This is a genomic window from Kaistia geumhonensis, from assembly GCF_030815145.1.
GTDB lineage: Bacteria > Pseudomonadota > Alphaproteobacteria > Rhizobiales > Kaistiaceae > Kaistia > Kaistia geumhonensis.
In genome coordinates, this window is sequence record NZ_JAUSWJ010000001.1 from 3,976,760 (window position 1) to 3,991,584 (window position 14,825).

The following is a 14,825-nucleotide window of genomic DNA, read 5'->3' on the forward strand; positions in this document are numbered from 1 at the left end:
GATCAGTCGCCGAGCGGCTGCGTGTCGTCGCCGTCGCGGTTGACCATGAGCTGGTGCTTGATGCGGCGCATGCTCTCGACGGAGCGCGGCTGCATGCGGGTCGCGACGGTCTGCGCGACCGCGTCGATCATGGCGAGGAAGGCGTAGCGGGCCGAGGACGGCCGCAGGATGTCGTCCTGTTCGGGTACGTCGATGGCGAGCAGCACGTCGGCCTGTTCCGCGACCGGCGAGCCGGGGCGCGTCAGCACGATGCGCTCGAGATGATATTCGCCGGCGATGGCGAGCGTGTTGGCGAGCTGCAGGTTCCGCCCGCTGGTCGAGGAGGCGATGATGACGGTGCCCTTCGGCGCCCCGGCGGTGCGCATCATCTGCGCCTGGTGATCGATCGAGGCGGTGACGCGCAGGCCGAGCCGGAAGAGGCGGGTCTCGATCTCGTTGGCGATCATGGACGATGCGCCGCCGGAGCCGAAGGACAGGATGTAGGGCGCTCCGGCGATGCGTTCCGCCGCCGCCTCGATCGCCATCGGATCGATGGTCTCGAAGAAGGAATAGAGCGTCGCCTGCGCACAGTTGACGATGTGCCGCGCGATCTCGCCGGCCGTCTCGGGGCCGGAGGGCGGCAGAAGGTAGCGGCGGGCGATGAAGCGGCTCTGCGCGAGGCGGACCTTGAAATCGGCAAAGCTCTGGCAGCCGAGGCGCCGGCAGAAGCGCGTCACGGTCGGCGGCGAGGTGTCGGCCCGCGCCGCCAGTTCGACGATGGACGCGTTGACCGCCGCCTGCACGTCGGAGAGTACGAGATCGGCGAGCCGCCGCTCGGAGCGGCTGAGGCTCTCCATCTCCGTCTGCAACAGGCCGACGAGGTCCAGCATGGCGGCGGCCTTCCTGCCGATGGTCAGGCCGCGACGCCGATGGCGGCGCCCGAGGAATCGAAGAGATGGCAGGCGGAAGGATCGACGCTGACCGTGACCTCCTCGTCGTCCCTCACCGGCGGATCGCCCTCGAACAGCGCGACGAAGGTGTCGCCGGAGGGGAGGGGCGCATAGGCGACGGTGTGGATGCCGAGCCGCTCGATGATGCCGGGCTTCAGCGCGAGGCGGAACCCGGTGTCCTGATCGAGGCGGACATGCTCGGGCCGGATGCCGACCGAAAGCGTCTCGCCGACGAGGCCGGCGCTGCCCGGCCGCGGCAGCGTGATCGTGCCGAGCGGGCCGAGATCGACGGTGACGCCGCTGCCGCTCGCGGCCGTGCAGCGGCCCTCGAGGAAGTTCATCTTCGGATTGCCGATGAAGCCGGCGACGAAGCGGTTCTGCGGGCGGTGATAGAGATCGAGCGGCGTGCCGACCTGCTCGATGCGGCCGCCGTTCAGCACGACGATCTTGTCGGCCATGGTCAGGGCCTCGACCTGGTCGTGCGTCACATAGATCATCGTCGCGCCGAGGCGCTTGTGCAGGCGCGTCAGCTCGACCCGCATGTCGGAGCGCAGCGCCGCGTCGAGGTTCGAGAGCGGCTCGTCGAACAGGAAGATGCGTGGCTCGCGGACGATGGCGCGGCCGATGGCGACGCGCTGGCGCTGGCCGCCGGACAGCATGCCCGGCTTGTGCTGCAGGCGGCTTTCGAGCTGCAGGATGCGGGCCGCCTCGCCGACGCGGTGGCGGACCTCGTCTTCCGCCAGCCGCTCGACGCGCAGCGGGAAGGCGATGTTCTCGAACACGCTCATATGCGGATAGAGCGCATAGGACTGGAAGACCATGGCGATGCCGCGCTTGACGGGCGGCAGGTCGTTGACCGGCTTGCCGGCGATGACGATCTCGCCGCCGCTGACCTCTTCGAGGCCGGCGATCATGCGCAGGAGCGTGGACTTGCCGCAGCCCGACGGTCCCACGAAGACGACGAACTCGCCCTCGGTGACGTCGAGGTCGACGCCCTTGATGACGTCCGTGCCGCCGAAGGATTTCTTCAGGCGTGAAAGCGTGAGCGCGCTCAAGTCTTCGGTCTCCGCTGGAGAGAAGCCCTCACCCCGGCCTTTCCCGCGAGCGGGAGAGGCGGCAGGCGCCTTCCCCTCTCCCGTGGGAGAGGGGTCGGGACGAGGGCCCTGGCCTTACTTGTACTGGTCGATGGCGCCGGCCGCCTTGGTCAGCGCGGCGGCGGGCTCGGCATTGCCGGTCACGACCGACTGGACCATGTCGATCATGGCGTTCTGGAAGCCCTTGTAGTCGAGGAACAGCGGCTCCGGACCACCGAAGGCGATGCCGTCGAGGAACGGCTTCCAGCTCGGATCCTCCGCGACGAGGCCGTCGACGCCGGCCACGGGGCGCAGCGGCGTCAGGCCGTGCGTCTTCTCGTAGAGGAACTGGTTCTCGGGATTGGTCAGCAGCTTGGCGAGGTCGATCGCCTGCTCCTCGACGCCGGTGCCCTTGAACACGGCAAGGCTGTCGGTGATCAGCAGCGTGCCGGGACCCTTGGCCTTCGGGCCGACCGGAAGCGGCGCGACGCCCCACTGGATGTCCTTCGAGACCTGGTTGCGGACCCAGGGGCCGCCCTCGATCATCGCCACCTTGGCGTCCGAGAACAGCTTGATCATGTCGTCCTGGTCATAGGCCGAGGGACCGTCCTCGGAATAGGGCACCAGGCTCTTGATGAATTCGAGCGCCTCGAGATTCTGCGGGCTGTCGAGGGTGATCTTGCCCTCGGAATCGATCACGGTGCCGTCGTTCGTGTACACGTAGTGCAGGAACTGGTGCATCGTGTTGTCCATGGTCTTGGCCGGCAGGCCGTAACCGGGGACGCCCGTCTTCTCCTTGATGGTCTTGGCGTCGCTCAGCAGTTCCGCCCAGGTGGTCGGCGGCTTGTTCGGGTCGAGGCCGGCCTTCTCGAACAGCGCCTTGTTCCAGAACAGCGCCTTGGTAGAGAAGGCGACCGGGATGCCCCAGGCCTGGTCCTGGAAGGTGACCGTCTCGACAATATGCGGGTAGTAGCCGGCCTTTTCCTCGTCCGTCATCGGGATCGGGACGATGAGGTCGCTGTCGGCGAACTGCTTCAGCGTGCGCGAGCCGACATAGGCGAGCCCGACGGGCGTTCCGGCGGCGGCGAGGGTCGTGATCTTGTCCTGGCACTGCGCCCAGCCGACGATCTCGACATTGACCTTGAAGCCGGGATTGGCGGCTTCCCACTTCTTGATCAGATCCGGATAGGTCTCGGCGATCGCGTCGCCGCACTGGATCATGCTGACCGTCTTGTCCTCGGCGAAGGACGGAGCCGTCATCGTCGCCAGGACGACGGCGCTTCCCGCCAGAAGGGTCCCGTAATGTCTCATCGCTTTCCCTCGTTGTTTGGCCGGCCCTTCTCGTCGGGTCGGTGCTGCGCCTGAGCGCTATTGCTTGACGGCGCCGGCGGTGAGGCCGGCCACCAGGTAGCGCTGCAGGAAGATGAAGCCGATCATCACCGGAGCGATGCCGACGAAGCTGGCCGCCATCAGCTCGTTCCAGACCACGCGCTCCTTGCCGAAGAAGGCGAACAGGCCCACGGCGAGCGGCATGTATTCCGATTTCGAGTTGAAGGTCAGCGCGAAGATGAACTGTTGTGCATAGGCGCCGATGAAGGTGGCGAGCGCCACGACGAGGATGCCGGGCCCGGCGATCGGCAGGACGATGCGGCGCAGGATGTAGAGCCGGCTGGCGCCGTCGACCCAGGCCGCCTCGTCGAGCTCGCGCGGGATGCGCAGCATATAGGTCCGAAGCAGCCAGATCGCCGAGGGGATCAGGAAGGCGACGCCCGGCACGATCATCGCGAAATAGGTGTTGAGCAGGCCCATGGAGCGCATCAGCCGGTAGAGCGGGATGAGCAGCACGGCGCCGGAGAACATGTTGACCGCGAGGAAGGCGCCGAGCAGCGCGCCGGCGCCGCGGAACTGGAAGCGGGCGAAGGCATAGGCGGCCGGCACGACGAGGATCAGCACCGCGATCGTCGCCACGGTCGAGATCAGCAGCGAGTTGAAGATGTAGCGGCCGAGCAGCGGCACATGCTCCCACATCGTGAAATAGGCGTCGAACGAGCCGTCGTCGGGCCAGAAGCGATAGGGCGACGAGAAGAGATGCGTCAGGGGCTTCAGGGAGACAAGGAAGCCCTCGACGAAAGGCGCCAGCACGAAGGTCAGGAACAGCGCCAGGCCGCAATAGATCGCGACATATTCGTACCAGCGATAGCGGTCGATCATCGGGCGTCCGCTGCTCATTTGCCTTCTCCCGTTGAGATCTTGCTGACGACGCGGAAGTAGAAGAAGCAGAAGACCGACAGGAACAGGCAGATCATCACGGCGCGGGCGGCGCCCTCGCCATATTTGTACGAGCCGATCGCCGTCTTGTAGGTGTCGATGATCATCGTGGTGGTCTGGCCGTTCGGCCCGCCCTGGGTCAGGATCCAGATGATGTCGAAGGAATTGAAGGTCGCGATCAGCGACAGCATCGACATCGTGACCAGCGCCGGCACGATCAGCGGCAGCGTGATGCGGCGGAAGCGGTAGAAGCGGCCGGCGCCGTCCGTCCAGGCGGCCTCGTAAAGATCCTTCGGGATCGACTGGATGGCGGCCAGCAGGTAAAGCGTCACCAGCGGCACGCCGATCCACACATCGGTGATGATCGTCGCCCAGAAGGCGGTTCCGCCATAGGCCAGCCAGGCGAGCGGCCGGTCGAGCAGGCCGACATTCTGCAGGACGCCGGAGATCATCCCGAACTGGCCGTTATACATCCAGCCCCACATGAAGATGCCGATGGCCATCGGCACGATCCAGGGCGGCAGGGTCAGGACGCGGAAGAGGGCGCGGCCCGGCACCAGCGCGTTGAGCAGCACGGCGCCGCAGGTGCCGATGATCATCTTGATGGCGACGGAGAAGAACGTCCAGACGAAGGTCCGGACGATGATCGTCGCGAAATCGCCGCCGAAGATCTTCTGGTAGTTCGCCCAGCCGACCCATTTCACCGTCTTGCGCAGCGAGGCGTCGGTGAAGGAGAGCGTGAAGGTGTCGACCAGCGGATAGGCGACGATGATCAGGATGTAGAGGATGGCCGGAAGAAGAAGGGCGAGGGCGAAGAGCGTGGCACCGCGGGAGCCCGTCATCGCCGCGTCCTCAGTTGCCGCCGCCGGCGAGCGCCGCGTCGAAGCGCTTCCAGGTCTCGGTCATGTCGACGACCTGCCGCGTGCGCCGCGCCTCGTCCATGGCGAGCGCCAGCAGGCCGGCTTCCAGCGCATTGACGACCGAGACCGGCAGCGGCGCGCCGTTCAGCATGTGGGCGCCGATGTCGCGGGCCATCTGTTCGTCGGCACCGTAATGGACCGAGAGTTCCGAGCCGGTATAGGCGGTATCGATCACCTTCTGCGACGTCCGCGCGTCATGGACGCGGAAGAAGTTGCGCACGAAGTCGCCTTCCGCCATGCCCTTGGCGCCGATCACGCAGAAACGGCGGAATTCGTCGGGCACGTTCAGATTGGTGTGGAAGGTCATCGACGCGCCGTTCGCGTATTCCACGATCGCGGTCTGGAAATCGATGATGTCGGCATCGCTGTCGAACACCTTGTCGGTTCCCATCCAGCCGCTCGGCTTGCGATGATAGACCTCGGTGTCGTTGATGCCGAGTCCTTCCGGCGCATTCTTCGGAACGAAGCTGCGCTTGCCGCCGAAACTCGCGACGCGGGACGGGCGAACGCCCATGACGCCGTTGTAGAGGTCGAGGTCGTGGCAGCATTTCTCCAGCATGAACGAGCCGGAATACTTCTCGTAGCGCCGCCAGTCGCGCATGAAGAACGCGCCGTGATAGGGCGCGATATGCTCCGAAGCCTCGATCGAGACGATGTCGCCGAGAAGGCCTTCCGCCTGCGCCTTGCGCAGGTCCACATAGAGCGGTGCGTAGCGCAGCACGAGGCCGACCATGACATTGTCGGAACCGTGCTCGGCGATCAGCTTCGCCAGTTCCATCGTCTCCTCTGTCGAGGTCACCACCGGCTTCTCGGTGAAGACCTTCACGCCATGGTCGAGGCCGGTGCGGATATGGCCGAGATGGAGATGGTTCGGCGAGCCGACCATCAGGAGGTCGAGCTTTTCGCCCGCGAGCAGCGCCTCGAGCGTCTCGTAGTTCTTGCCGACCGGAACGTCGAACTGCTTCGTGTAGGAGAGCCCGGCCGGCTCCGGGTCCACATAGCCGACGACCTCGAAATCGGGCAGCGAGGCCGAGAAGATGCGCGCCAGATAGCCCAGCCGATAGCCGAGCCCGACAATGCCGACTTTCATTGAATTCCCTGCATATGACGTATGGTCCGAACGCATGCCGCGCCCGGCCATTTCTGTAAATTCTTTCCACGATCATGCCGCAACATGTCGGCCTGTCAAGCGGGCATTTGTTGCATCGCCCCGCATTTCCGCGGCTTTCTGACAAGGTCTGAAAGGACTTTTCAGAAAATGATCGCGCTGCTGAATTTCCGGGCAGTCCGACGCTTCGCCCGCCGACCGTCCGGGCCCCACCTGGGCGTCCGGCCGCCGGAGCTTTCCCGCTTGTGCCGAGGTCGCGAACGCGCGATGGAGAAGCGTCGATATCCCGCCCCGCCGATGACCTCCTCCGCATCCAAATCGTCGCTGATCGCCTTTCTCGTCGCCGGGGCCTTCTTCATGGAGAACCTCGACGGCACCGTCATCGCCACGGCCCTGCCGGCGATGGCGCAGTCCTTCGGCGTGCAGCCCGTCGATCTCAATATCGGCATGTCGGCCTATATGCTGGCCCTGGCGATCTTCATCCCCGCGAGTGGCTGGATGGCCGACCGCTTCGGCGCCAGGAGCGTGTTCGCCTCCGCTGTCGCCGTCTTCACCATCGCCTCGGTGCTCTGCGCCATCTCGACGGGGGTCGTCAGCTTCACGCTCTCGCGCATCCTGCAGGGCGTCGGCGGCGCCATGATGGTGCCGGTCGGTCGGCTCGTGGTGCTCAACAACACCTCCAAGGCCGACCTGATGCGCGCCATCGCGACGCTGACCTGGCCGGCCCTCTCGGCGCCGATCATCGGCCCGCCGCTCGGCGGCTTCATCACCACCTATGCCTCCTGGCACTGGATCTTCATCCTCAACGTGCCGATCGGCATCGTGGCGCTCGGCCTCTCGTTCTGGCTCATCCCCAATGACAGGTCGCAGACGCGGCCGCCGTTCGACTGGATCGGCTTCCTTCTGACCAGCCTCGCCTGTGCCGGGCTCATGTACGGGCTCGAGGTGATCGGCCATTCCGAGCAGGGCATGATGATCGGCGGCGTCTCGATCCTGGCAAGCCTCGTGTTCGGTGCCGCCGCGTGGCGCCATGCCGGACGCCATCCGCATCCCGTGCCCGATCTCGCCGCGGTGCGCATCCAGACCTTCGCCGTCACCATGATGGGCGGCTCGCTGTTCCGCACGGCGGTGAGCGCCGTGCCGTTCCTGCTGCCATTGCTGCTGCAGCTCGGCTTCGGGCTCGATCCCTTCCAGGCCGGCCTCTATGTGCTGGCGCTCTTCGCCGGCAATCTCGGCATGAAGCCGCTGACGAGCCTCGTGCTGCGGACCTTCGGCTTCCGCGCGACCCTGATCGGCAACGGCCTCGTCTTCGTCGCCACCATGGTCGGCTGCGCGATGCTGACGCCGGCGACGCCGCCCTGGATCATCGCGATCCTCTTCGTCGTTTCCGGCGCCGCGCGCTCGATGCAGTACACCGCCATCAATACGCTCGCCTTCGTCGACGTGCCGCAGGAGAAGATGGCCGGGGCGAACATGCTGTTCAGCCTCGTCCAGCAGATCACCTTCGGTCTCGGCATCGCGGTCGGCGCCGTCGTCCTGCGCTTCGCCGATGCCGTCGCCTCGCCGGGCTCGAGCGGGCTCATGCTGGTGGATTTCCGCTGGACTTTCCTCATCATCGGGGCGATCGGCCTCCTCGGCCTCTTTGACAGCCTTCGCCTGCCGCGCGACGCCGGCGCGCTGGTGAGCCGCCATCGCATGCCGGCGCCCGCGCCCCGCCGCCCTTGACGGGTGGCGAGGACAGACAATATCTCGCCCGCAATATCGGCCGGCCGGAAGGTCGTCGTCCACGAAGACTGCGCCCAGCCCCGGCTGCGACGCGAGGCCGGCCTCTTTGAGGCCTGGGCCGCTGCAAGGAGCACTCGTCCATGAACGTCGCCAATCGCGATCCCTTTCTCACCCATGACGTGAAGCTCGACCGGCTCGGCGAGGTCGCCGTCAAGGTCGGCCTCGGCCTCCAGCCCGGCCAGGAGCTCGTGATGACGGCGCCGATCGACGCGCTGCCGCTGGTGCGCCGCATCACGGAACACGCCTACAAGGCGGGCGCCTCGCTGGTGACGACCCTGTTCAGCGACGAGGAAGCGACGCTGATGCGCTTCCGCCATGCGCCGGACGGCAGCTTCGACGTCGCCTCCGGCTGGCTGTTCGAGGGCATGGCCAGCGCATTCCGCGGCGGCGCCGCCCGTCTCGCGATCGCCGGCGAGAACCCGTCGCTGCTGTCGGGGCAGGATCCCGACCGCGTCGCCCGCGCCAACCGCGCCCGCTCGCGCGCCTACCAGCCGGCGCTGGAGCTGATCGCCGGCTTCGACATCAACTGGACCATCGTCTCCTATGCCTCGCCGGCCTGGGCGAAGTCGGTGTTTCCGGACGAGAACGAGACGGTGGCGGTCGCGAAGCTCTGGGACGCGATCTTCTCCGCCTCGCGCGTCGACCGCGTCGATCCCGTGGCTGCGTGGGCCGAGCACAACCGCGCCCTGCATGCGCGCACCCGGCTGCTCAACGACAAGCGCTATCACGCGCTGCATTTCACGGGGCCGGGCACCGATCTCGTCGTCGGGCTCGCCGACGACCATGAATGGGAAGGCGGCGCCGGCACGGCCAAGAACGGCATCGTCTGCAATCCCAACATCCCTTCGGAAGAGGTGTTCACGACGCCGCACAAGGACCGTGTCTCGGGCACCGTCACCAGCACCAAGCCGCTCTCCTACCAGGGCACGCTGATCGACGAGATCAGCGTCCGCTTCGAGGAGGGCCGCATCGTCGAGGCGACGGCCCGCACCGGCGCGGACGTGCTGCGCAAGGTGCTGGAGACGGACGAGGGCGCGGCGCGGCTCGGCGAGGTGGCGCTCGTGCCGCACTCCTCCCCGATCTCGGCGAGCGGCCTTCTCTTCTACAACACGCTCTATGACGAGAACGCCGCCTGCCACATCGCGCTCGGACAGGCCTATGCGAAGTGCATCCGCGGCGGCGACACGATGACTGCCGACGAGCTCGCGGCCAAGGGTGCCAATCGCAGCCTGATCCATATCGACTGGATGATCGGCTCGGGCGAGGTGGATATCGACGGTCTCTCCGAAAACGGCGCCGCCGAGCCGATCATGCGCAAGGGCGAGTGGGTCTGACGCGGCCCGTTCTCCCGCTCAGCGCACGTTTGCGTGAGGCCGACGGAAACGCCGGCCGCGCCTTCCCGGTTGCGTCCTGACGCCGCGGAAGCGGCCTCAATCCAGCCAGATTTGCGGCCTCATCACAGTGGCAACGCAATATCCGGGAGAGGCGCCGCCGGCACGAGCCAGACAGCGGCGCCTCGAAAATCGCATGACAGAAGCCGCCACCATGTCCCGCCGTGTCGAGGAGCCCGACGCCGCGCCCGTTCCCGCATCCGGTGAACCGCGCGGAGAGGCCGGATCGCCCCGCGGCTTCGGCGCGCGCATCGCGGAATTCCTCGCCGCGTCGAAACCGGCGATCGGCATCGGCGCCGGTCTCGCCGTTCTGGTGCTGGTGTGGCTCGCGATCAGCCACCTGATCGGCGAGGTCAACTACGACGACGTCGTCGCCGCGCTTCATGCCACGCCGCTCGGCGCGATCGCCGCCGCGGTCGGATTCACCGCGCTCTCCTTCCTCGCGCTCAGCGTCTATGACTGGTCGGCGCTCGCCCATCAGGGACGCAAGGTCGACTATCCGCTGGTCGCGCTCACATCGTTCTGCGCCTATGCCGTCGGCAACACCGCCGGTTTCGGGCCGCTGACCGGCGGCGCCATCCGCTATCGCTTCTATGGCCGTCTCGGCTTCGAGCCGGCGGATGTGGCGCGCATCGTCGCCTTCATCACCATCGCCTTCGGCCTCGGGCTTGCGGGTGTCACGGCGCTCGGCCTCGTCTTCGATCCTGTCGATGTCGCCGCGCCCGTCGGGCTGCCGCCGGCGATCCTCTCGCTCATTGGCGGCGGCGTCCTCGTCGCGCTCGCCGCGCTGCTCGGATGGTCCGCCTTCGGTTCGGGCCGCATCGGCTGGCGCGGCGCCTCGGTCGCGCTGCCGGGGCCGCGGATCATGCTGGCGCAGTTCGGCGGCACCTTCATCGATGTCGCCGCCTCCGCCGCCGTTCTCTGGGTGCTGCTGCCGCAGACCGATCTCGGCTTCCCGGCCTTCATCGCCGTCTATGCGGTGGCGATCGGCCTCGGCGTCGCAAGCCATGTTCCGGCCGGCCTCGGCGTGTTCGAGGCGGTGATCGTCGCCGTCATCGGCCGCACGGCGCCGGTCGATCAGGTTCTGTCGGCGCTCTTCCTCTACCGTGTCATCTATTATGGCCTGCCGCTGGTCGTCGCGTCCGCGGTGGTCGCGACGCTGGAGCTTCGCCGTGCCACGGCGGGCGCGAAGACCTCGCGGGTCATCCGTGTCGGCGCGCAGCTGTCGCCGCGCGTGATCTCGGCGCTGACGCTCGCCATGGGCGCGGCGCTGATCTTCTCCGGCGTGACGCCGGCCGCCGACTCGCGTCTCGACATCCTGTCGGGCATCCTGCCGCTGCCGATCGTCGAGGGCGCGCATTTCCTCGAAAGCGTGCTCGGCCTTGGGCTCATCGCCATCTCGCGCGGCCTCGCGCATCGTCTGGACGGTGCCTGGTGGGCGGCGACCATCGCGGTTGGCCTCGGCGTGGTGCTGTCGCTGTTGAAGGCGATCGCCGTCACCGAGTCGATCGTGCTCTCGCTGCTGTTCCTGTCGCTGCTGGCGACCCGGCGCGAGTTCACGCGGCCGGCCTCGCTGTTCCACCAGCGCCTGACGCCCGGCTGGTGGATGGCGATCGCGACGGTGATCGTCAGCGCCGTGGTCGTGCTGTTCTTCGTCTACAGCGATGTCGACTATTCGCATCAGCTCTGGTGGCAGTTCGAATTCTCCGAGGAGGCGCCGCGCAGCCTTCGTGCGCTGCTCGGAGTCGTGATCGCCGCCGGTTCGCTGGCCGCCTGGTCGCTGCTGCGCCCCTCCAAGGGCAAGACCGGCGCGCCGACGTCGCAGGAAGTCGCCCTGGCGGTCGCCATCCTCGCCGACCAGCCGCATCCCGACGCCAATCTCGTCCGCATGGGCGACAAGTCGCTGCTTTTCTCCGAGGATCGGCGCGCCTTCATCATGTTCGGCCGCCAGGCGCATTCCTGGGTGGCGCTGTTCGACCCGATCGGCCCGCGCGACGCCTGGCCGGCGCTCGTCTGGCAGTTCGTCGAGATGGCGCAGGCGGCCGGCGGGCGGGCGATCTTCTACCAGGTGCAGCCGCAGAACCTCTCGCTCTATGCCGATGCCGGGCTGCGCGCCTTCAAGCTCGGCGAGGCGGCGCAGGTCCGTCTTGCGACCTTCGACCTCAAGGGCGCCAAGCGGGCCGGCCTCCGGCACGGCAACAACCGGGCGATCCGCGAAGGACTCTCCTTCGAGCTGCTGCCGCCCGAGCGGGTCGCCGCCGAGATCGACGCGCTGCAGGCGGTGTCCAATCTCTGGCTCGCGGAGCACAAGGCACGCGAGAAGCGCTTCTCGATCGGCGCTTTCGACCGCGCCTATGTCGCGGCGCAGCCGGCGGCGGTGGTGCGGCGCGAAGGGCGGATCATCGCCTTCGCGACAGTGATGACCACGGCGCGCAAGCACGAGGCGACCGTCGACCTGATGCGCTTCGCGCCCGATGCGCCCGCGGCGACGATGGAGTTTCTCTTCGTCAGTCTGATGCTCGCATTGAAGGATGACGGCTACGAGGTCTTCGATCTCGGCATGGCGCCGCTGTCCGGCCTCCATGGCAGCCCGGCGGCGCCGTTCTGGCATCGCCTCGGCCGCGCCGTCTTCGAACACGGCGAGCGCTTCTACAACTTCAACGGCCTCCGGGCGTTCAAGGCCAAATTCCAGCCGGAATGGCAGCCGCGCTACATGGCGGTCTCCGGCGGGACCAGCGCGATCGTCGCGCTCGCCGATGTCGCCGTCCTGATCGGCGGCGGACTCAAGGGAGTGGTGGGTAAATGATGCGTCGTTTCGCTTCCCTCGTCGCGGCCGCCGCCCTCACGGCCGGCCTCGCCCTGCCGGCACTCGCAGAGGATGCCGCGGCTCCCGCGGCCCCGGCAGCTCCGGCCGCCGCCGCCGCGCCCGCGAAGGCGCTGCCCGCCTTCACCGCCGGCCTGCTCGGCAAGCCGCAGATCTTTCTTCCCGACGGCCCGGTGACGGGGACAGTGTTCCTTTTCGCCGATCTGGACGGCTGGACCGCCGACGAGGCGTCGCTTGCCGACACGCTGAAGAAGAGCGGCGCCATCGTGGTCGGCATCGACACCGCATCGATGTTCGCCGGCCTCGAGAAGGACAGCGAGGACGAGTGCGTCTATCTCGTCGCCGATATCGAGGACCTCTCGCATCAGGTCCAGCGCGCGCTCGGCACGCCCAACTATCACTCGCCGATCCTCGCCGGCGTCGGCACCGGCGGCACTCTTGTGCTCTCGATCGCCGCGCAGACGCCCGACGCAACGATCGGCCACGGAGTCGCCGTCGATCCCGCGCTGGTGCTGCCGCTCAAGAAGCCGCTCTGCACCGATGCGCCGCGCCAGGACGTCGCCGGAGGGACGGTCTATGGTCTCGCCGAAGGTGATCTCACCAATCCCGTCGATGTGCTCTATACGAGCTCCGCGCCGAAGGACGGCCGCGATCACGTCGCCGTGCTGCAGGGGCAGGGCTTCCAGATCAAGACCAAGGACGTCGCCGAGACCGGCTTCGCGGCGCTGAAGTCGCGCCTTGCCCGGCTCCTCGCGCCGAAGATCGATACCAGCAATCCGCTGGCGGACCTGCCGCTGGTCGAGCTGCCGGCGCAGGCGCGGCACGGCACGATGGCGGTGGTCTATTCCGGCGACGGCGGCTGGCGCGATCTCGACAAGTCGATCGGCGATGCCTTCCAGAAGGAGGGCGTTCCGACCATCGGGGTCGACTCGCTGCGCTATTTCTGGTCGCGCAGGACGCCCGAGCAGACCTCGGCCGACCTTGCCCGGATCATCGACTACTACACCGAGAAATGGGGCATCGATCACGTCGTGCTGGTCGGCTATTCCTTCGGCGCCGACGTGCTGCCCTCGGCCTACCGGCTGCTGCCGCCGGACGAGCAGAGCCAGGTCGCGGAACTGTCGCTTCTCGGCTTGTCGGACCAGGTCGACTATGTCATTTCGGTCGGCGCCTTCCTCGGGACCAATTCGGGCGACGGCGAGACGCTGCCGGATATCAAGACGATCAAGCCGGCGCTGATCCAGTGCTTCTACGGCGAGGAGGAAGACGACAGCCTCTGCCCGAAGCTGGAGGGCAGTGGCGTCGAATTGATCAAGACGACGGGTGGCCATCACTTCGATGGTGATTATGATGCGCTGGCGCGCCGCATTCTCGACGGGTTGAGCCGGCGCTTGTCCGGGTCGGTCGAACCGGTCGCCGGCCGCTGACAGGGGAATACCGTTTGAGCGTTGCGGAAGATGCGGAAGCCGACGAGGCCGCAAGAGGGTCTCTTCGGCGTCATGATAGCGCTGGCATTCATCGTGCATCCTCGCGCAGCATCATGACTCTCTCCCTCACACGTCTTGTCTTCGATGTCCTGGTCATCGGCATCGCATCCCTCGTCCTGGTCGGACGGCTGGGGGCGATGGACTGGCTGCTGGACATGACCAATTTCTTCCGGCCGCACATCGCGGTCGTGGCGCTGGTCTTCCTGCTGCTCGCGGTCGGATCGGCGAGCTGGATCCGCATCGCGATCGCCGCCGCCCTGTTCGTCGCCGCCGTCTATCCGCTGGTGGTGGCAACGCTGCCCGCGGCGCCCGCCGCGGCGGCCGGAAACCTGCGCGTCATGGTCGCCAACGTCAACGGCGCCAATCCCGAGAAGGAGCGGTTCGCCGCGCTGGTCGGCAAGGAGGCGCCCGATGTCGTCATCGGCGTCGAGGTCATCCGAGGCTGGCGCTCGACGATCGAGAGCCTGCCGGGGCTCGGCTACGTCACCAACGGACCGGAGACCCGGCGCTCGGCCGTCATGGTCGCGAGCCGCTATCCGGTGACCGCCGAGCTGGTCGAGCTCGGCGCCCGGGCGAACCCGACCGAATTCATCGGCGGGTCGATGGCCGTGCGTGCCGAAGTGCAGCGGCCCGGCGCGGCGCGTCCGCTCGTCATCTATGGCATCCATCCCTCGACGACGCGCGATGCGAGGGGCTGGGTCGCCCGCGACTACTATCTCGAGGGTCTGGCGCGCCGCGTCTCGGAGGAGCCGCCGGGGACCGATGTGATCGTCGCCGGCGACTGGAACACGCCCTACTGGTCCCCGGTCCTGACGAACTTCTTCGCGACCTCCGGTATCCTGACGACCGAGCGTGGCCCGTGGCCGCCGCCCACGCGCTTCTTCCGCGAGTTCGGCGCCCCGATCGCGCTCGGTACGCCGATCGACCGGGTTGCCGTCTCGAAGGCGATCGGCGTGGCGGGCATCCGCACCAGCGAGGATTTCGGCTCCGACCATCTCGCGGTGATCACGGATCTCGCGCTGCCCTAGCCTCGGGCCGGC

The 14,825-nt window shown here is 67.4% G+C and carries 11 protein-coding genes; 5 read left to right on the forward strand and 6 right to left on the reverse strand.

Annotated elements, in window-relative coordinates:
* Positions 1–2 precede the first annotated feature (2 nt).
* From QO015_RS18860 to QO015_RS18885, 6 genes are all read right to left on the reverse strand, one after another.
* Positions 3–869, reverse strand: coding sequence for a MurR/RpiR family transcriptional regulator (locus QO015_RS18860; protein ID WP_266283539.1), 867 nt, complete (start codon positions 867–869; stop codon positions 3–5).
* Positions 870–892: 23 nt separating this feature from the next.
* On the reverse strand, positions 893–1,984 hold the full coding sequence (locus QO015_RS18865) for an ABC transporter ATP-binding protein (RefSeq protein WP_266283540.1): 1,092 nt from the start codon (positions 1,982–1,984) through the stop codon (positions 893–895).
* Positions 1,985–2,098: 114 nt separating this feature from the next.
* Positions 2,099–3,313 carry an ABC transporter substrate-binding protein gene (locus tag QO015_RS18870; RefSeq protein WP_370877436.1) on the reverse strand — a complete coding sequence of 405 codons (1,215 nt, stop codon included), beginning with the start codon at positions 3,311–3,313 and terminating at the stop codon, positions 2,099–2,101.
* A gap of 57 nt (positions 3,314–3,370) precedes the next feature.
* Positions 3,371–4,231: a carbohydrate ABC transporter permease gene (locus tag QO015_RS18875; RefSeq protein ID WP_266283541.1), complete on the reverse strand. Its 861-nt coding sequence runs from the start codon at positions 4,229–4,231 to the stop codon at positions 3,371–3,373.
* Entirely contained in the window at positions 4,228–5,112 is an 885-nt protein-coding gene (locus QO015_RS18880; protein ID WP_266283542.1) for a carbohydrate ABC transporter permease, read from the reverse strand. Before QO015_RS18880 ends, QO015_RS18875 begins: the two co-directional genes overlap by 4 nt.
* A gap of 10 nt (positions 5,113–5,122) precedes the next feature.
* Positions 5,123–6,280 carry a Gfo/Idh/MocA family protein gene (locus tag QO015_RS18885; protein ID WP_266283543.1) on the reverse strand — a complete coding sequence of 386 codons (1,158 nt, stop codon included), beginning with the start codon at positions 6,278–6,280 and terminating at the stop codon, positions 5,123–5,125.
* Between the two features lie 285 nt (positions 6,281–6,565).
* On the opposite strand from QO015_RS18885, the gene QO015_RS18890 reads away from it, so the two are divergent.
* The 5 genes from QO015_RS18890 (at position 6,566) to QO015_RS18910 (ending at position 14,813) form a co-directional block, all read left to right on the forward strand.
* Positions 6,566–8,023, forward strand: coding sequence for an MFS transporter (locus QO015_RS18890; protein ID WP_266283544.1), 1,458 nt, complete (start codon positions 6,566–6,568; stop codon positions 8,021–8,023).
* A gap of 140 nt (positions 8,024–8,163) precedes the next feature.
* Positions 8,164–9,417: an aminopeptidase gene (locus QO015_RS18895; protein WP_266283545.1), complete on the forward strand. Its 1,254-nt coding sequence runs from the start codon at positions 8,164–8,166 to the stop codon at positions 9,415–9,417.
* Between the two features lie 211 nt (positions 9,418–9,628).
* Positions 9,629–12,280 (forward strand): bifunctional lysylphosphatidylglycerol flippase/synthetase MprF, encoded by a 2,652-nt coding sequence (gene mprF / locus QO015_RS18900; protein ID WP_370877471.1) that lies wholly within the window; start codon positions 9,629–9,631, stop codon positions 12,278–12,280.
* Positions 12,277–13,725 carry a virulence factor family protein gene (locus QO015_RS18905; protein WP_266283547.1) on the forward strand — a complete coding sequence of 483 codons (1,449 nt, stop codon included), beginning with the start codon at positions 12,277–12,279 and terminating at the stop codon, positions 13,723–13,725. The genes mprF and QO015_RS18905 overlap by 4 nt, the downstream gene beginning before the upstream one ends.
* A 113-nt stretch (positions 13,726–13,838) precedes the next feature.
* Complete coding sequence (locus QO015_RS18910) at positions 13,839–14,813, forward strand: endonuclease/exonuclease/phosphatase family protein (RefSeq protein WP_266283548.1); 975 nt, start codon at positions 13,839–13,841, stop codon at positions 14,811–14,813.
* Positions 14,814–14,825 lie beyond the last annotated feature (12 nt).